The organism is Vreelandella andesensis (assembly GCF_003989795.1).
GTDB lineage: Bacteria > Pseudomonadota > Gammaproteobacteria > Pseudomonadales > Halomonadaceae > Vreelandella > Vreelandella andesensis.
In genome coordinates this window covers 39377-59823 of record NZ_RZHG01000014.1, presented here as the reverse complement: position 1 = coordinate 59823, position 20447 = coordinate 39377, and the positions used below count along the sequence as shown (strand labels likewise).

Annotated in this window: 1 protein-coding gene (cut by a window edge); it reads right to left on the bottom strand. The window is 57.8% G+C overall.

Annotation, left to right across the window (positions count from 1 at the left end; genetic code table 11):
- Positions 1–20447 carry part of the coding region annotated (locus ELY33_RS07330) for an LEPR-XLL domain-containing protein (protein WP_167470056.1) on the bottom strand (this coding region is incomplete at its 3' end). 12886 nt of the annotated region lie beyond the right edge of the window, so 20447 of the 33333 annotated nt are shown.

Sequence of the window (20447 nt, the reverse complement as noted above, 5' to 3'; positions counted from 1 at the left end):
ATTACCGGCAGCACCGCTATCGGTGATGCTGTCGGCAATCAGGCTGACGTGGCCATTGGTGCTACTCAGGCTGCCCAGAAGCAGGCTGCCGGTGATGTTGTAGCGAATATTGCCATCGGTGGTCGTGCTGCTTGCACCGTCGGTCATGGTGGCATTGCCACCGGCCTCAATATCAATATCACCGCTGGTGGTCGTGATATCACCCGCCGCGGCCTGCGACAGATCACCAGAGGCCAGCAGGGTGACGTTACCGCTGCCCGCGTTGAGCCCCGCATTCAGGCTCAGATTGCCAGTCACGGCCTCAAGGCGAACGTTGCCTGTACCGGCTGCCGAGATCGCATCGGTTGCCGCCGTGCCCGCGTTCACCACCAGATTACCGGTGGTGACGGTCAGCACGATGGTGCCGTCAGCCGTGGTGCCCAGATCTTCCTGGGCATCAGTCATCGCAGTCAGATCCGCATCCAGGGCGGTACTGCCAACGCGCTGAGCACTGACTGTAACGCTGTCCACCGTCAGGCCATCGGTCTCGGTGATGAACTGATCACCCGCTGACGTGGCCGTCAGCGTATTCACTGCGGCATTCAGCACATTAGCGGCGCTGCCAATCAGCGTGCCAGCGTTCAGCAGCAGACTGTTCGCCGTGATCAGGCTAGCACCGTCACGATCAGCAATACTGGTGCCCGCCAGCAGGGCCAGGTTAGCGGTACCGGCGTTCAGTAGCTCGCTGGTGATACCACCCGCCGTAGCGTCAAGGCGGATATCTCCGTTGGCGGAAGTAATGCTTGTGCCATCCGCCATAGCAACATCACGCCCGGCCAACAGATCCAGCGTTTTGCCGTCTGCTGTGGCGCTGATATCGGCATTCACCAGAATGTCGCGACCAGCCTGCAACGAGGTATGGCCAGCGCTGTTGGTAACTGCAGCGTTGATGGTCAGGTCATTTCCTGCACCACCGGCTTGCAACAACAGGTTGCCGGCCGCGTTAATTGCGCCGGTTGAATCCAGCACCAGGGCACCGTCAATCAGTACCAGGGCCAGGTCGCTGCCACTGGTCACATCATTCTGTGGCCCGTCGGTAACGATGGAACCGATAATGCTGCCATCGGCCTTGACACGGTTGACCGTGACCGCGGTGCTGGCAATATTCAGCGCTGTCTGCTCGGTGATATGGAGCGCGCCCGCCGTGGCCAGTGCACTGAGCTGGGCCACTTCGATATTGAGGTGCGTCGCAGCCTCGCCAATGGCCGTGGCCGCCTGCAGCCGCAGCCTATTGGCATAGATATCCACGATGATGTTGGCTTCAGCGCCAGCGTCGATGATCGAACCGCCGGTGGTGACAAGGCTGATGTCACCCCAGTTGGCCTGATCAGCAAGCGTTTGCGCACCGCGATCAGTGGCCGTGCGCGCATCCAGCAGACCAAGCTGTATATCGCCGGTGGCTGCCAAACGCAGGTTGCCGCCATTGGTCTGCAGTTGCGTATCAGCGGCCATGGTAATGGCACTGTCTGCTCCGGTGACTTCAATGTCGAGGGTGCTACTGGCACCCTCTGCACCGGTCGTGATGTCCCCCGCGGCGGCAAAATCCATGCTACCCGCTGCCAGCAGGCTGATATGCCCGCTGCCAGTGGTTATCGCCTGTTGAATCTCTAAACCGCCATCTTCGGCCTCGATACGAATATTGCCGCTACCGCTGACCGAGACAGCGTCGGCTACTGTCAGCTTGCCAGTATTACTGATCAACACTAAATCGTGATTGCCGTTGGTGATGGCAAGACCGTTCAGGTTATCCGCAACATTAACTCCAGCCGGCGTGGCAACCGTTGTGCCGTCAGTTGACACCCGATTCACCGTCACATCCGCTACGCTACCCAGGGTAAGCGCCGTTGCCTCAGTGATGAAGATGGCACCGTTAGCCGCTCTGGCCGCCAGCGTCAGGGCTTCGGTTTCAATCGAGTTGGCACTGATACCGATTGCGGTGCCAGCTTCCATACGCAGGCTGTTAGCGAATAGATCAACCGCGCTGTCGCCGTCGCTCGCCGCATCGATGATAGCCGTGCCCGCGATCAAGCTAATGTTCCCCCAGCTTGCCTGATGAGTGAGCACACCGTTGCCGTTGCGATCGCTCACACTGCGAGCATCCAGCAGGCCTAAGGTAATGTTGGTGCCAGCCTGGGCACGGATATTACCTTGGTTAGTTTGCAGACGAGCGGCGCTGCTCATGGCAAGCGCTCCGCCACTAGCCAGCAGCTCAATCGTTTGTTCTGCAGCGGCTGTGCGGATTTCGATTTGATCACTGCCATTGCTTAGCGTAATGGCGTCATCTGCCAGCACGCTAATGCTGCCGCGAGTACTGTTAATGTTGGCCTGTACAATGATATCGGCCGTGCGGCCGTCATTGAGCGCTTCCAGCAGGAGGTTGCCGCTGCCGCCAGTCAGATTGATATCGCCGCTGATGGTCAGGCTGCCATTAAGCAGGCGCAGCACGGCATCGCCGCCGGTACCGGCAAGGCTGATTCCGTCTGCTTCCAGCACCTCAAGATCCGTGTCTTCATGCAAATACAGGCCGCCGGAGACACTGTTGGTAGCCGTCAGGCCGGCAATGGTGGTTGTCAGGGCCGTGGCAGCAGTGCCGATGCCCGTGCCTGCGCTAAGCGTGACTATGGTGGTTTCGCCCGCCAAATGGCGGTATGCACTGCTGAAGCCAGCAACCGACTGAATCGCACCGATGCCGCTGTCATTAGCATCAGCGGTCAGCTCGATGGCATCAACCGCATTAAGGCGCGCCAGGGTTATGTCATTGCCCGCCACAAGCGTAATGGAACCGGTGGTCGTGCCACCGATGCTGGCGTCCGTAAGCGCCTCCGCATCCATCTGGATATAGCCATTGGCAGAACTGGCCGTCAGCTCGATCTGCCCGCCAGCAGAGAGGATATTTCCACCCTGCTCGATACCGCCAGCGTTCGAGGTGATATCAATGGTACCCAGGCCGGTATTTTCAATAATTCCCGTGGCGGTGTTGCTGATCTTGCCATCGGCCAGCAATGTGATTGCACCAGTGGTAGAGCGCACCGTAGCGGCAAGCGCCAGGGTTTTGCCGTCATCGGCAACTTTCAGCGCCACCGGGTCATCGCCCGACTGGTTCGCCGTGGTCGAGGCCACCAGGGTGATGGCACCACTTCCTTCGGTAGTAATTCCACTACTCGCAACGATTAGCGTCTGGGTATCCAGGTCAGTGGCCGTGTCAGCAACAATATTATTGGCAGCCCGTGTGGTACCACTCAGAACAGCCGTATTGCCGGCTGCGCTCAGGGCAATGTTGCCCAACTCGGTACTCAGACTAATAGAGCCTTCGCCCTCGCTATGCGTCTGGCGTGCGCTCAGGATATTGAGGTCACCGTCAATCGCGAACGTGCTGTTAGCCTGGGTGTGAATACGAATGTCGCCCTGACTTCCAGTATTGACGGCGGTCAGGGTATTCATTTCGGTCCACAATAAGCTAATGCCTTCTGCGGCTTGCACCTTGAGGTTGTCAGCGCGCAGCGCTTCGCTTATGGGTGTATTCAGCGAATTTTCCTGTACAACCCGGCCTTTTTCCGAGAACAGTGTCAGGGTGTTTCCAGATGTAATGCTCGGACGCGTCTCAACCATCACACCGTTTTTCAGAACAATATTTTTTTCAGCAATCAGCGACATATCATTCAATGACCACAACAACCGGCCTTGGGCGATATAATCTTCCACAGTGATGTTGCCACCGTAGATTTCGATAGCGTCGCGGAAGGTATACGCCTCCGGGTCACCAGTCGCACCGATACGCACGTTACCGGCCCCGCTCTCTGCTTTACCATCTACTTCGCGGCCGATAATGATGCGTTCAAAACCGGGGTTCAGGGCCGCCAGATCCGTATTGGAGATTTCCAACACGTCGTTGTTATTATTGCTAACTGGCCCAGCAAGATTAATAGCACGGTTCAGGGTGGTGGTTTCGATGATCAGTGTTCCATTACCTGCGGTCATCGACTTCTCAGACTTGGGCAAATCAAGGGTATCTGCCTGCAGGTAAATGGTCTTGCCGTTGCCAACGCTGACTTCAATGTCATTACTGAAGAAGATGCGATCCGCACCCTTGACAATCAGATTGCCCGACAGCACTAGGTCCGCGTTAAAGGTGACCTTACCGCTGGCATTAATGACCAAGTCACCATTGATATTCACGGACTTATTAAAGGTTACATCAAGCGCGTCGGTGATATTCAGCCCGGAAAGCGGTTCACTATCTCCCACAGAGGCGTTGATAGTGATATTGCCATCATTGGCTTTCAGATCCAGGTTGCTGCTGACAGCTCCGTCCTTGGCATTCAATCCATGGATGTTGTTCAGCGAGCCCAGGGTGATGCTGCCGCTATTATTGAGCGATACCGCCGAAACATTACTACTCGTGGCTTCCCCATCGACCTTAAGCAGCTCGCCCACGTTGAAGGCACCGCTGATATCGTCGAGGAAAACCATCGTGCCGGACACCTGATGCACGATAGCCTGAGAAGTGCTGTTGGCCAGGTCAGTACCCTGGAAGACCAGGTCGCCGACGTTGAAGCCGGTGCTGTCGTCAACGGTCACCAAGCGTGCGCCGGAGATCGCACCTACGTCACCATCGACCAGGATGGAGTCATTGATCGTCAGGTTGCCTTCCGCGGCCACGTTAGCCGCCCAGTCGGTAGTATTGCCCGAGCCGAACATGATGATGCTGGAGCCGTTCAGCGCTACCAGATCCTGATTGATATAAGTATGGCCGCCGGACTGCGGATTACTAATGACTAAGTTATTACGCGTGATCACTGTCTGGACGGTGTCGCGGTCGCCGATATGGATGGCATAGCTACCGCTATCATCCCCGATCACAACTTGACTGAATCCGGGCTGAATGCGATCGAGTTCCTCAAGTCCCAAGTGCAAGGTATCCTCGCTGCTTCTAAGGACATCACCCAGAATAATCGGTCGCGTGCTATCAATCGGCCGAATACTGAGGATCGCGCCGGTACTGCGTAGGTCCTCGCTGATTTCTGCGCTATCGCTGATAATAGTGATATTTTCACCGCCGGCATCCACGGGTGCGGAAATCGTCTGGCTACCGCTCAGGCTCGAGATATCCGTCGAGCCACCACGTGAGCCAGAAACATTACCGTCTTGCACTACCGTGACATCCCCCGTGGCAATGATCTTAACGGTCTCACGTTGACTGCTGTTAACGTTGATCTGTGACGCGTCCACCACAAGCGCCAGCGGGCTAAACAGGAAGCCGTTAACCTGCTGACCGACACGACCTTGCGCAGCAATATTTAGGCTGCCTTGCGTTTGCAAATAAGGCCCGTCAGAGGCGCGCAACACCTGATTATTAGCGATATGGTTGGGCACTTCATAGGGTTCGACCTTAGCGGTACGAATTTCGCCACTGGCCTGATTAACCACAAACTTGCCACGCCGCATCGCCCAATCGATGTTGGCATCAAAAGCGGCACCGTCCATCCGCCAACCGCTGTAGAGCGCATCCACTAGCACTGATCCCGCCGGGGTGCGCAGAACAATATTGCCTTCCCCAGCGACACGAATGCCGGCTGCTAGCGTCAGGTCACCGTCTTCGGCAGTCACCATTACGCCACCGCCGGTGGTCACGATATCCTGATTCAGGCGCACGTTGGCGCTATCGCCGCCAGCGTAGAGGTTAACCTGTCCACTAGTGGCATTTAGGCCTGTGCTGCTAGCTGCCGTACCGATGATAATCGCGCCATCCAGCGTACTGACACTAACGGAGCCGCCAGCCTGCTGATCGAGCCGCTGGATCTCAAGCTCGCCAACGTTTTCCAGCCAGATATCGCCGCTGCCGGTATTGGCCAGATCAAGCTTGGCTACGTTGATTTCCAGAGTACCACCGCCGATGGTGGCATGCCCCACCCCGTCTACCGCACCGATCACCAACGTGGCATTGCCCGCGTCGATATCCGCCACGCTATCACCAGCATCAAGCAGGGCACCACCACTGGTAATCACTAACGTGTTGGCACTGCTACGCAGCTTGCTCAACGTAATATCACCACCGGCTAGTAAGCTAATCTGCCCGCTGCCAGCCTGCACGTGTGCCTGAGTGTTAATAGTCAGCGCGCCACTGCCGGCATCCAGGGTCAAGGCTCCGGAGCTTGAGGTAATATCGGCAAGACCGCTCAGGCTCAAGCCGTTTGCCGCCTCGATAGTGACGGTGCCACCGTCGCTGGTGATCGCTTGATTCAGCGTAATTGCCCCGGCTGTGGTCTTAAGGGACAAAGCCGCGTTATCAGCCAACGTCAGCTCGGTATCCACTGTCAACGCATCGGTGGCAGAGAGGGTTATTGCCTTACCTTGGCTATCCAGCCGGGTAATGTTCAGCGCGCCGGTATTCGCCAGATTCACAATACCATCAGTCACCAGGCTCAATCGGTCTGCATTGATCGACCCGGTCACATCACCACCGGCCACAATGGTGACGCTATCCAGGCTACCGTTAACACCACTGCCAAAGGTGACGCTGCCCTGTGTATTGATTACCAGGTCACCACCGCTACCGGTCAGCGATTCAATCACCACATTACCGACCACGTTAAGCAACACATCACCACCAGCCAGATCCAGTTCCGAAATGGTCAGCGTATCGGTGCTGCTCTGGTTCAGGGTTAAATCACCGCTGCCAGTGAACGTCACCGCTAGACGGTTGATATCGGCATTAAGGGTGAAGTTATTCAGTACGGTAGCTGTCAGGGTGTTGGCGGTGACCTGACCACCTAGCGCAATGCCTCCGTTAGGTGCGTTCAGAACCATACTACCGCTACCGATGTTAAGTGATTCGACGACCACCAGATCGCCATTCTGCGCGGTCAGGTTCAACGCCTGCCCCGCAACAGTCGGCAATGCCACCACACTGAGGCTACCGGTGGCGATCATGCCGTTAAACACGGTGCCCTCTGGCAGTTCAGGAATCGTCAGTACGAAATCGCCTTCCACCGTGGGCAACGACGTGCCGGAGGTAATGGCCGTGTTCTCGGTAGAGGCTGTCAGTGTGAAAGGTGTATTGGTCGCGTTTGCGGTCAGTCTCAGGCCACTGGCGCCTTCCTTTTCAGCCGTTGTCGCCGTTCCTGCATTAATTTGCGTGATCAGGGAATCGATCACTGACGTCCAGGTGGCAGTCACCCCATCAATACCCGGCTGAGCCGTGTAGGTCTCAGTAGCGACTCCGCTAGTGATGCTAACGACATACTGGATCTCGCTGCTGGTATCGCCGGAGAAGGCGACCGTAGATATTTGAACCTGTTCACTGCCGGCCTCACTGATCCGGGCGCTGCTCAAACGGCTGGAAATATCCGTGACCACCTCACGTATTACCTGAACCTCACCGACAAAGAAGCCGGTATTCGGTTGATCCGCAGTGAATACTAGTTGATTGCCGCTAACAGTGGCCGTTACAGACAACGCAGTGTCTGCATTGGTCGCATCGCGCAACCCTGCCAGTACAATGGCCAGCGTATCGCCGGTGGTGGCGGTGTAAGTGTAGGCCGTGGTGTTGTCGCTGTTAGAGCCAACGGCGAGGCTGAAACGGTCCTTGGGTGCAACATCAAGCGCATTAAAGCTGATGCTTCGCACTTCGGTGGCGCTGGTGCCGGAAATCTGTGTTATGTCGATAGGTGCCAGCGTTGAATCCTGGCTCAGTGCATCACTCAAATTGAAAGCGTCGGCGTTTTGCAACCGCAGTCCGGCGCGCAGGTCGTTGGCGTTATCGGCATCCACGGCGGTGATTGTAAGCCCGGCAATATTCGCATTGATTTGCGCCTGCAGGTCGGCGGCAATGTCATTCCAGGTGGCGGTCTTGGTCGTGACCGCTGCTGCATCCAGGCTGATGGTCAGATCATTGGCCAGGCCGGTCAACGTCAGCTTGCGGGTAGCGGCATCCGCACTCGCCGTGACCAGCTTGGATTCACCCATAAAGCCTGCCAGCTGAGTGAGCAGCCCTTCCCAGGTATCGTCGGTTTGCGGTGCCAGCGAATATCCCTCGCTGACTGTTTCACCGTCAACGCTGGCTTCCAGCGCCAGCGTATAGGTGCGGCCTTCAGAAATGGCATCCGCTAACTGATCGGCAAAGATAACCTCCCAGATAACGGGCTGGCCTGCGGTTTGTGTACGGGTAGCGTCCACTGCGCCGCCGGCGTCCTGCTCGGTTTCGCCGCTGGCGGTGTAGGAAGTGCCTTTAATTACCAGTGTATAGGCACGTTCGGGCTGCGGCTGCAACTCAGTGAAACGCACCTCGCTGATTTGCGGGTCGCCGCCATCGGCGTCCTGCAGGGGCACATCAAAGCGTGAGGCATTGCTCCAGTAGCCATCTTTGATGGCTAGGCCAGTGTCAGTGCCATCGAGCACGTTGACGTTATCGACGCTGAACGCCTCGTTGTTGCCTTTTTCAAGGGTCAGGGCCAACCCGGCGTTGGTGTCAGCAGTTGCGGTGATACCTTCATCGGCAAGCAGTTTGACAAGCTCTGTGCCAAGGTCAGTGAACGTGCCGGCAGTTACAGCATCACCCGGGGCGAACGTGACGTCACTGCCATACACACGCGCCGTGGCGCCATCAACGGTGACTTCGTAGACGTGCGTCGCGTCAAAGCTGCCGTAGAAGTTGATCAGATTCTGCTGTGGCTGATTAGCATCCGCCTGCTGTATCGGCGTGCCCCATGACTGGGTGTTGACTGTCTGTGGCTCGCGCACGCTGGCTTCCAGCGTATAAGCCTGGTTCTCAGCGTTGGCCGTCAGCGTCAGCTGCCAGGCACCGTTTGCTGCCTGCGCGACGTCCAGATCGGCGGCGTCAAACAGGGCATGATCAGCAACAATCTGCGTCCTGAATTCTTCCAGAATGGTTTGGAGCGAGTCGAAATCACCGTTGCTATCTGCCGTCACGAAATAGCTGGCCGCCGGATACACCTCGGCGTCGCCGTTATCGTTATCGGTAACAGCGGACAGATCGAGCTTATATTTCGCGCCATCAATAAAGGTGGTAAAGCCAAGGGTGCTGACTTGCGCCAGGGAGTTGCCGGCCGCTGTTACCAGCGCCGCAATATCCAGGAAATCCGCGGTGACATCACTGTCACGGGTTTCGGTCAGGCTCAGCTGACCCAGCGTAAAGGCCTGATTCAGCTCCCCGGTGATGCGCACGCCGTTAGCGTTGGTGTCTGCCTGGGCAATAACGTCCAGCGCGGCCAGCTTATGCGCCAGCGCGTCCAGCAGGCTCGCACGGTCGGCCGTTACTTCCACGCCGTTAACCGTATCGCCTACCTGCACAGCGACAGACGTGCCATCGATGTCAAACGATAGACGCGTGGTGGGCATGGGGGTGTAACTCAGCGCCAGGTTAAGCTGCTCGCTCTGGGCAGCATTCACACCAGCAGGTTGAATCGTAGTGGTATCTGCCGAGGCCACTGCACCCAAATCGCTGAATAGGCCGGCTGCGGTCTGTTCGGTGGCGCCGGTGGCAACGCCGCCGTTGCCGGTCTGGGTGGTACGCACTTCAATACGACCATCCACGCCCACATCACTGGCCGATTGCAGCACCGTGAACTGCGGCGAACCGTCGCCCTGGCGCAGGGAGACGTTAAAGGCAAACAAATCCGCTGACGTATTGTCATACACGCCATCAATCGTTTGCAGTTCCAAAATCTGCTGTTTGGCATCCACCTTGATACTGCCAGAGGTTTTTTCGGTGCCCTGGCTGGTCGCCGTTTCAACGCGATCGAGGTAAAGGTTACCACCAGCGTTCAACAGAATATTATCGCCGGCAGCGGTATTGGTAATCTCACGGGCGCGCAGATCGCCCCCGGTGGACACATCGATTGATCCGTTAGCTGCGCGAATGCGCGTGGCAGTCAGGTCAGTGGCTTCATTGATCTCGATCGCACCCTCCAACGTCGATTCAGCGCTGATGCTATTGACCAGCGTGTTGACCTGAATGGCATTGGACGTGCGTACCTGAAAATCATCGGCAATAAAGACTGAGGCGCCATCGGCGCTGATGCTGTTGGCCTGCACGTCAATCAGCGTTTTAGCGCCAATAATGCCGCCCGTCACACTCAGGTTGCCGCCGATTTGCAGGCGGATATTCTGAGCGCTCTCGAAGCCTTCCAGACCGCCGATAAAGCCCGTCAGGGCCCAGTCATCCTCCAGAATCACTTCGATATCGCGCGCAGCACGCAGATCAAAGTTGGTCGCCTTCAGCGAGTCCGTGACGATATTGATAAAGCCCGACCCTTGCGACGTACCGGCCGTGCTTCCGCTTTCATTGACGTCGGTGAAAGAAACTACGTCATTTTCACCGCTGGCACGCATCACCACTTCGCCAATGTCAGCGTTGCCGTCGCGAGCAACGATGTCACCGGCCACACTGATGTTCGCACCGGAAATCAGTTCCAGACGATCGCGCACTGTCAGGGTGCCATCAATCGACAGGGTGCCACCGGTCTGGATGATGATCTCGTCTGAGGTCATATCCCCCGGCAGGCGTGAGCTTTGTGCATCCCCGCTACCAAACAAATAGCGCTCACCGGCTCGGTATTCCATGGATTTGTCGGCGGTAAAGAAGCGATAAAGCTCCAGACTGCCAGCCACAGCGCTGAAACCGATGCCCTGGGTGTAGTCGATGCTGTCACCGCTGTTATCGTTTGCATCGAAGTCCGTCGGTGTTACTACCTGAATATCACCCTGTTGGCTGACTAGGCGAACATAATCGCCTGTGATCTGGGTGGCAGCGGCGGTAATGATGTTGTTGACCGCCTCAATCACGACGCGGCTGTCGCTGTTTTGTGCCGTAACGGCCTGCAAGATCCGCAGGCCCTGGCTGGCTTCACGGCTGCCATCGCGGTCTTGTACGCGGATATCGCCCGCAGTGGTAACGGCATCAAGCTGGTTCAGCGCAACGTCAAGGTCGATAATACCGCTGGTGGCACGCGCCACCAGCGTACCAGCGATCAGATCGACTGCATCGTCAGTGACGCTCTCACGAATCTGCCCGCCAGCGGTCAGTGTGACTGTAATCGCGGAGGTCACGTCGGTAACGGCGTTTCCGTCAGCATCTTCACTCACCGGCAAGGCATCGCCATCGGCAAGCAGAACGCCCGCCACAACGCGGCCCAGGGCAATATCGCCGGTGGCGTTAACGGTCAGGGTATTGACCGTTCTGTTGGATGCCAGAGTGACGTTATCCAATACCACGTCGCCCTGGGCTTGAACCAGCAGGCTACCGTCGAGCACCTCGGTGGCGCTCAGTGTCAGGCGGCGATCTGACTGTGCCAGGGTCACATGGCCAGCACGCGTGGTGGTGATGCGCGCCTCATTGACCTGGGTATTCAGGGTGATCGGTGCCATGGCATCGATGATCAGTACGTCTGCGACCAGATCAGCAGCGGTTTCGTTGGCCCGGGTTACGGTACCTTGCGCGTTGATAGTGACATCGCCACGCCCCGCCGTGGTCAATGTTTCGACACTGATATCGGCGCTGGTAATCGCGCCGCTTCGGTAGGTGGTCAGGTGAATATCGTTGCGGTCGGAATTGCCAAGCGCGACGGCGCGGGTCACATGGATATCACCGATATTGGTGATATCGATGGCACCGTCTGCCACTTCCACATCAACCAGGGTCAACGCACCACGATTGAAGAGCGTTAGCTCACCGGCACGCTCAAGGGTCAGATCCACTTCAGCAAACTGGGTAACGGCGACACGGGTATCATCCGCGTTTTTGCCAACCATGCTCAGGCGATTGTCAGCTGTGGCAGTCAGGCGATGCGCACTGACTAAGCCGCCAGTTTGATTAATGGCGCCATCGACCACTGTTAAGGTGACTGTGCTGTTAGCGCCCTGCGCCTGCACCAGGGCGCTGCCCAAGGACAGGCTGCCGCCAAATTCACCGGTTGTCATGGTGATACCGCTACCCGCAGCCGTGGTCGTCAGCTGTGCCGTGCTGGCCAGCGTAATACCGCCGTCGCGGCCAATGCCCTCGCCGGCTTTCAGCGTCATGGCATTGTCAGCCAATAAGATGCCGCTGATGCTCAGGTCAGCGCCAGCAGAGAGCGACAGCGTTTGAGTATTGGTAACGCCCTGATCGGTGTTGGCGTCGGTGCCAACCACGCCCTGAGCAGACAGCGCCCCGGTGGCGTCAAGCGAAATGTCAGCGGCGCTCAGCCGTGACGCAGCTGTCAGCGTCATTGCAGCCCGACTGTTAAGTGCCAGGGTGTTACCGGCCGAGAGCTCGGCTGGGGCAGCAAAATCTGCGCCAGCAACGCTAAGGCCGCGCACCTGCAATGTCTTGCCGCTGGTCACATTAAAGTCATTAACGGCGCTGGCCTGTACGCTTAGGGTCGCCCGACCGCCAGCCTGCAGATTAATGTTATGGCCCAGAAGCGTAGTTTCACCAAAGGCCGCGCCAATGCCGTTGACCGTCTGCTCGGTGATCTCGGCACGGGTAATGGTTTCGGTGCCGGTCAGCTCCTGGGTCTGCCAATCGGTGCGGTTTTCGAAGGTGGTTACCATCACCGGTAGGTTAATGGTCTCGTACACCGGACGGAAATTGTTGATATCTTCAGCCTGGTACTTGACCTCGTAGCTCAGCTGGGTGCGCTTATCAAAGACATCATGCCATTGTGACGTCCAGTCGTAGGCGTAATCCTGATAGGTCTCGCTCGTGATATCGGTACCCCTGGAGCGAACATCAAAGTAAGCGAAAATACGATCACCGCCTCCGCTGCCATCATATCTGATACCAAGTTTGATCTGATGATTGTAGTTCGCATACTGATTGTATAAATTTTGATTGATATTGGGCCCGTAGTCACCGGTATTGCCCCACTCACGGTCATGGCCACCACCTACCATCGTGGTTAAGTTCCAATACCAGCGGTCGGCCGCGGCGCTTTCGCCATTCCAATCCCTTACATTTTGAAAATTCGGCACCTCATCTTCGTCGTCGTATGGTCCCCAGGTCGAGCCGTCGTCGTTATCAACGCGCACACTGCTGATCCGGGTCCAGTCATTCCAGTAGTTGAATCTGAAGCCAAATTCCCCAGCGCGCTCGCTCAGGGCCGTTTGCGATAGGCTGCTGGTATCTGTAGCAAGCGCCGTAATGTAATTCTGAAAGGCGGTGATATGGTCGGTATAACGGCCGTTCTGATAAGTGGTTAGAGCAGTATTTTGCTCACCAGTTAAGGTGATATTGGAGGAATCGACGTTGGTATAGCCCGGCCCGGATTGCCACACCCAGTCAGGATTGCGCAGCTTGATACTGTCGTCGCTGCGCGACTGAATGTCGAAAGTGCGGTTGCCGCTGTTTTCCCGGTAAGTCACTTGCCAGTTGGCTTCGCCGTCTTCTACCGGATTATGCGGCTCGTTCCGATTGCCCGGATAGCCATCGTTCGGGAAATAGTAGTCAGACGTTAGCTGGCGATAGTCAACGCCGGCGTCATCCTGATAGCGCCCTACATATTCGCCGCTGGCACCGCCAGCATTGACGACCCAGTCACCGTTGGACTGGCCATCCCGCGTGGTGTCATTGTCCAGATAGCGCGCGGTGCCCTGTGAAATAATATTGCCAATGTCAGCATTAGCGCCCTCCGGCATAACAACATATTTATCACGCCATCCGGCCACATCAATGTAGTAGACCTTTTCCGCATTACCCGCCCAGTCGGGGGTCACCTCACTCGAGCTGGTGACACCGTTGCGCGTGGTGTTGAGCGTAACCTTGTTCGATGTGCCGTCAGTGCTGCTGTAGCTGAGGTCAAACACCGGCATATAGCCCAGATGGTTAAGCACCGCCTGGCGCTGGGCATCATTGAGCTGGGTAAAACCGCGGTAACCCGTCTGGAAATACTGAAGACCGGTTGGCGCTGTGGCAGAGCGGCTGGGCAGCGCCTCGGTGCCAGCGTCGCTCCAGTCGATCTCGCTGTTGTTGTAGTCGATGCCTTCAATGAAGGTTTCGCGGAATTTTTCGCCTGTCGGCGCCTTGGGATTGTAGTAGCCGGTCTGGGTTAGGGTGACGTCCATGGCGATGAACTCATTGCCTACCTTGACCAGTTTCTGGTCTACCTCCTCAACAATGGTGGTGTCGATCCAACTGATCACGGGCACCTGGATGGTGCCAACAGCCACCTGCCGCGTGCCGATCACGACCTCAATATCCTCGGAGATCACCTGCACCACCGGGCGCATAAAGGTTTGCTCAGCGCCGGCTTTCGCTGCTGCCTGCAGCATAATATCGCCGCCGGTGCGCATATCAATGTCGCCCCCGGCATTGATGACGCCAGCATTGGTTACCTGCAAAGCGCCGTTACCCAGGGTACTGACAGCCAGCGGGGTCTCCAGAGTTGCCCGGTCGAGTTGCATATCAACACCCGATTGCAGGCGTACATCGCCGGCAGAGGCGATGCGTCCGGTCACCAACAACTGGTCATCGGCGTTGACCAGCACCAGCCCGGCGGCATCGGTCACCTCAATCAAGCCTGCAACGCTGACCATCGGTGCCGCCAGGTGCACCAGGCGGTCAGCCTTGAGAATCGCCTGTGGATCAGGTGCATTGGCAGCGGCCAGGGTCAGGCTGTCGCGCCCTTTTAGGAATATCTCGGCACCGGTAGCGGTTGCGTAGGCGTAACCACCCGCCAGAATATTGACCTGATTGGCCACCAGCACAATGTCATCGCGTACGTTAATGCTACCGGTCAGGGTTAGGTTGCCGCCGCTACTGCGCGCGTCTAGGCTGCCCGCAAGCGGTGCCATGTCGTCGTCCAGCTGGCCCAGCATGCCTTCCAGCAGCAAGCCGTCATTGGCATTAATACGGATCACGCCATCGGCGGCGACGTCCAGCACGCCACCCGAAACCAGGGTTTCACCATCAAGAACCACGTTCTTGACCCACACGCCTTGGTTACTGCTGTGAGTGCCGCCCTGCAGGGTCAGCTCAGCGTTGGCGTGAATCAGGTTATCGATACTGATCAGGGAATCGGAAGTCAACAAGGCGCTGGCCCCGGCCGCCTCGGCACGAATTACGCCATTAAGCTGCAGCTGGCCGGTAGCGCTCAGTTGCACGCGGTCATCGGCCATCACGCTACTGGTGCGGTTCATACTGATGCCAATGCCGCTGGCATCAGCGCCGGCGCGCAGCCTGATCTCACCGCTTGCGCGCAGGGTGGCCCCGGCAGCGACAAGCTGCTGGGTGTCATTCAAACGGTCGCCGCCCAGATGGATCTGGCGATCACTGCGAATATCTAGGATGGCATTATCGCCGGTGACGGTGCGGTTCTGGTCCTCGTCAAGCGTCGTGCCGGCACGGGCTTCACCGGCCAGTTCAATGCGAGCTCCGTTAAGGCTGATACGGCTGTTATCGGCAGCGCTGTAGAGCTGGGCATCAGCGCCCAGCACCAGGCGCTCGCCAGCGCTCAGTTCAAGCAGGCTGGCGGCCTGTAGCACAGCCGCGTAAGAGGCCGTATCACCGGCCTGCGGGTCAGCGTTACCCACCAGCAACTCGCCACCGGCAATGTAGCGGGCACGCTGGCCATCGCCCAAATTGGCAATGGTGGTGTTGAAGATACGTAGATCATCGCCAGCCTGAACACGCAACGAACCAGCCAGGCTTAAGTCGCCGTTCAGAGTAATATCCTGATTGGCCTGAATAAGTACTTCGTTATCCAGCGTTGAAGGGGTGGCGCGCGTGCTGCTCAGCACGCCTTCGATAATGACGTTGTCGCCCTTGAGAATAAGCTGTCCGGCGGTGGTGATATTACCTGCTTCTTTCGCCAGCGTTAGGGTGCCCAGCTCAGCGATAGCACTCACCTCGGTGAGACCCGGGTTGTTCTGGCCAATCAATGAATTCAGAGTGACATCATTAAGGCCAATAAAGCGGATCTTGCCGCTGCTTCCAGAGGACTGGAACTCAGCGCTGGCGTGGGTGTAAATACTGGTCACGCCCTCTTCACGCCCCTGGCCAGCAGTAACGATAATATTGCGTGTGGCGGTCAGATCACCGCGAATTTCGATAGAGCGGCTGGCGTCAATCAGGATATCCGCATTACGCCCGGCAGCAATGAAGCTGCCCTCGATCACTGAATCACCCACCGGGTTCAGTTCGATATTGCCGGCGCGCGTTTCAAAGGTGCCGGTCGTTCCTAGCTGCAAACCTTCACCGCTGGCGCCCGCCAGGAAGTTGATGCCGTCGTGGCCCACGATATGGTTGTCGATGGTGACCTTGCCACCCGCCGCACCGGCTTTGCCGAGATTGATCACCGAGCCTGACTGGCTGGCATCCAGCGCATAATGGTTATTGGCCGCCACATCGCCGTTTGCCAGCTGGGTGAACCCAAGACGCTCGGCGCCCACAGCGTTGGCGGTGAGCAAACTGAAGTCATAGAAGCTGGTCAGCTTCAGGCGGCTGTCTTCCAGGCGCACGGCAAGCTGTTGATCGGTGATGCGCTGGGTAGTGTTTAGGGCAGGCCCCGACCCACTGGTCTCAACCACAGTGAAGTCAGTAGCGTAGAGTGCCGCGCGCAAATCTGCCGCCAGGGCACTGGTGTTGGTATTATCCAGGGTGTCGTTTTTGGCGACGGTCACTTCGCCACGCACTTTATGGGTGCCCAGATCCAGTGTTACGTCGAGCGTGATATCGGCACTGATATCACCTTGGGCAAATTCAATGAAGCCGGCGGCCTGAAGCTCGCGTGACCAGGGTGTGGCCAGCACATGCAGGTTACCTGCCGAACTCAGGTTGATGGCCGCATTGGCAAGCCCGGTGCGCAGGCTGCTGGAGCCAAAAACGACGATGCCCTGGTCCGCGTAGTCTTGCGTTGGATCAACCGAACCAAGCCCCCCCCGAACGTCGAGCAGGCTACCGGCGTAGAGGTCGCGACCAAGACGGATTTGTCCTGTGGTGGCTTCGATCGTAATTTGGGACGCGCCGTTGCCGTATTCGCGCGTGGTGCCGAGACTAAAGCCACGCTCATCGAAATGATCACGAACCTCGCCACCGGCGACCATCAGGCCCAGCAGTTCGGCATCGTCCGCCGACAGAATGCGGATCTCACCGTCAGCATTGGCGGTGGCAACGCGTGCCCCACCGGGCATCCGCACGCCGATGCCGTCGCTGGAACCTTCACGAACACGGCCGCTGCCGCCTTCCAACGTGATCTGCTGGTTGGCACGGAAGGTACCGCCGATCTCGACAAGCTCGCCATCGGTGGCAAGGGTCATCGCCCCCAGCCACAGCTGGCCACCGGCCTTGAGTGACAGCGTCGAGTCTTCCTCAGACCACAGTGTCTCCTGGGCGGTCAGGTTACCGTCTTCGTCAAATGTCTGGCGCATGACGCCGCCGGCCAGCAGGGTGCCGGCCGCTTGAATATGACCCAGGGCATCAATGCTGACTCGCCCACCGCTGCCGTCCGAGGTTTGACCGGCCGCGCTTAGCCCACCCGCGGTAGTGACCGTGACCGAAACACCGTCGTCGTCGGCGCCCGGCGTGCCAGTGGTTACAACGTTCACCGCTTTGGAGGCAGAGACTGCGGTATCGATCAGAATTCGCTGGCCGGCACTCAGATTGACCGTGGCGTCGCCCTGACCCACCCAGGTAACGCCGTTTTCACCAATCTCTCCGCCGGCAACCACATCGCCGTTAAGGATTAAGTCCTGAGCGCCGCTCAGGTCAATGGTCGTGGCAGCGCCAAGGGTGTTCAGGCGCGCGGTGTCGGCAACATAGATGCTGGCCCCGTTAAGGCGGGCGTCGTCGCTGTTGCTCGCGCCAGCGGCGCTGAAGCTGATATCGCCGGTAACGTTGGCAAAGCCTTCCCAGTAGATAAAGCCTTGGGTATCAAAGGTGAGATCGGCGTTATCGCCCAGCAACTCAATATTGCCGCGTACGATAATCGGGCTATCGTTATCGCCCGCAATGGTAATGCCTTCACCATCGTCAAGCGTGGTAAGGGTACCGTCGAGCAAGAAGCCGTAGCCGCGCTGCCCGGTGAGTTCGTGGGGCTGCTGAATCTGAATCGCATCCACCACGCCGTCGTTATCTTCATCCAGGGCATAAACCAGGTAACGGCTGTCATTATCTTGCAGCAGCCAGCGGTTCTGGCTGACCTCATCCACCTGCTCGGCGATGGCGTCATTGCGATAATGCACACCCTCGGTAAAGGTGGTCATCAGCGCATTCAGGTTATTCGCGGCATCCGGGGTCGCGGTGTGATAGACCATCTGCTGATAGCGCTCAAGCCCCAGCGCTTCCAGCACTTTGAACTGCTGGAAGCTGGTGAGCTTGCTCTGGCCCCGAGCGTCAAGTTCGGCATCGCTGAGCTCGCTATCAAAGAGCGCATCGCTGGCCGGCTTGGGAATCCGGGTCCATGCAATATCGCTGTTGCGGTAGTCGTAGCTTGTCTCTGAATCGCTTTCACTGATCAGCGTCAGGCGCAGCTCACCGTTGGCATCGTTTTGCCACAGCTGGCCGTTGAAGCGGTAAAAGCCGATTTCTTCCAGCACTCGATCCTGCTGGGCGGACGTCAACTCCTGCCAGGACGTATCGGCCGCTGGCGCCTTCAGGTCGATTCCCCAGTCAATGTCGTCAACGGTGAACTCACCGCCTATCGTCGCCTGGGTAACGATGGTTGGCCTACCCGTGTCCGGATTGTTCACGTCACTGAGATAAACCTGCTGCTCGAACAGGCTGAAACCGGCGCTTTCGGCCACCCGAAGACGCTGCTCAAAGCTGAGTGATTCAAAGCTTGCCGAGGCATCCTCCGGCTCGCCCGGGCCGCCCCAGTCCAGCAGGTCGTAATCCACCCGATTACCGATCAGGAAGCCATTAACCATCTGCTCGCCGACCAGTGCATTAGGATTGAAGTAGCTAACCCCGGTAACGACGTCAAGGCCGAGGCTGGCAGCCACCACCTGTTGCTGGTCAGTGGTCAGGCTTGCAAAGCTAGCATTGGCATCCGGCGCGCCAGCGCTGCCCCAGAAGATATCCTTGTTCTCGTAGTCAGTCACCACGCCCTGTTCGAAGGTGCGCACAATGCGCTTGTCCGGTGTCGCTGAGAGATTGGTGAAGTAGTAGCCGCTGATGGTGGTGGCGTAGCCCAGTGAATCGGCCACGCGGGTTTTCTGAGCGGTCGTCAGGCTGCTAAACGCTGTCGTTGCGTCAGGCGTTTCGAGAATACCCCAGTCAATTTCGCGGCTGTCGAATTCCGGGAACTGACCCAGATATTTGGCTGCTGCAATCTTCTGATCAATATTCAGCTCAGAAAGCAGCGCCTCTGCACCCGGGTCATTGTCACCCCAGTTGGCATCGGGGTCGTAAAAGTAGATACCGAAGGTGCTGCGGTTGTCGTCTGGCTCACCCGTCGGCTGCTTGCGACTGAACTCGAACTGCGGTTCAACGCTGTAACCCAGACTGCGCGCCACAGCTTCCTGCTGGGCTGTCGTCAGGGCGTCAAAGCTGGCGTTGCTTGCTGGCGCAGCTACATCGAAGGCGGCCCAGTCAATCTGAGCATTGCTGTAATCGGCGGAAGGCCCCTGCACCAGGGTTTCAAACACTTCGCCGCTGCGGGCGTTAAAGTAGTGAGTACCCTCAAGCTTGGTATAACCCAGCGCTGCGGCGCGTGCATCATTGGCGGCAGTGCTGTTGTCACCCACCTCAATGGCAGTGAAAAACTGCTGTGTTTCAGCAGTGTAAAAGCCGCCGTCGGGGTGGGCGACATAGCCAAGCGATTCAGCAATCGCGACTTTGGCCTCATCGGCCAGGGCTGCAAAAGGCGTGAAGTTATCAATCGACACCAGGCTGGCGTTACCGGCCAGGCTCAGCTCACCTTCAGTCAAAAGCTGGCGTAGCTCATCACTCACTACGCCGTTACCAAGCGCACTCAGCAAGGTTGCGATGCGCGCTTGATTCTGGGTTTGTGTCAGTGTTTTGCCAGGCAGGGTGTCAAAGTATTCGGCATAGTCGCTGACCGTTTCGCCGTAGTTCAGCGTCATGCCACCGCCGGTGGTCACCGACCCGGACAGGCGCAGTTCGCCTGCGGTGTCGATGGTCAGTTCGGTGCGCTCGCCGGTCTTGTAGGCAACCGGCGTATCACCTTCATAGCGGAAAGCCGCCCCAACCAGGATCGCTGCACCAGAATTGACATGCAGGTAATCGGTGGAGCGCAGCGTCATTGAGGTATCGTCACCTTGGGCGCTTAACGTACCGCCTTCGAGCAGCAGCAAGCCGGTGCCGGCGTCCGTCTCGATACGTGAGCCGTCACCGCCGACGAAAATGCCGGTAGCACTGATGATTGACGCTGAGCTGTTCAGCGTGATGACGCTGTTGTCGTTGAACGTCTGAATGGTGCTACCGGTATCAGCGGTGATCGAGTTAGGCTCGCTGC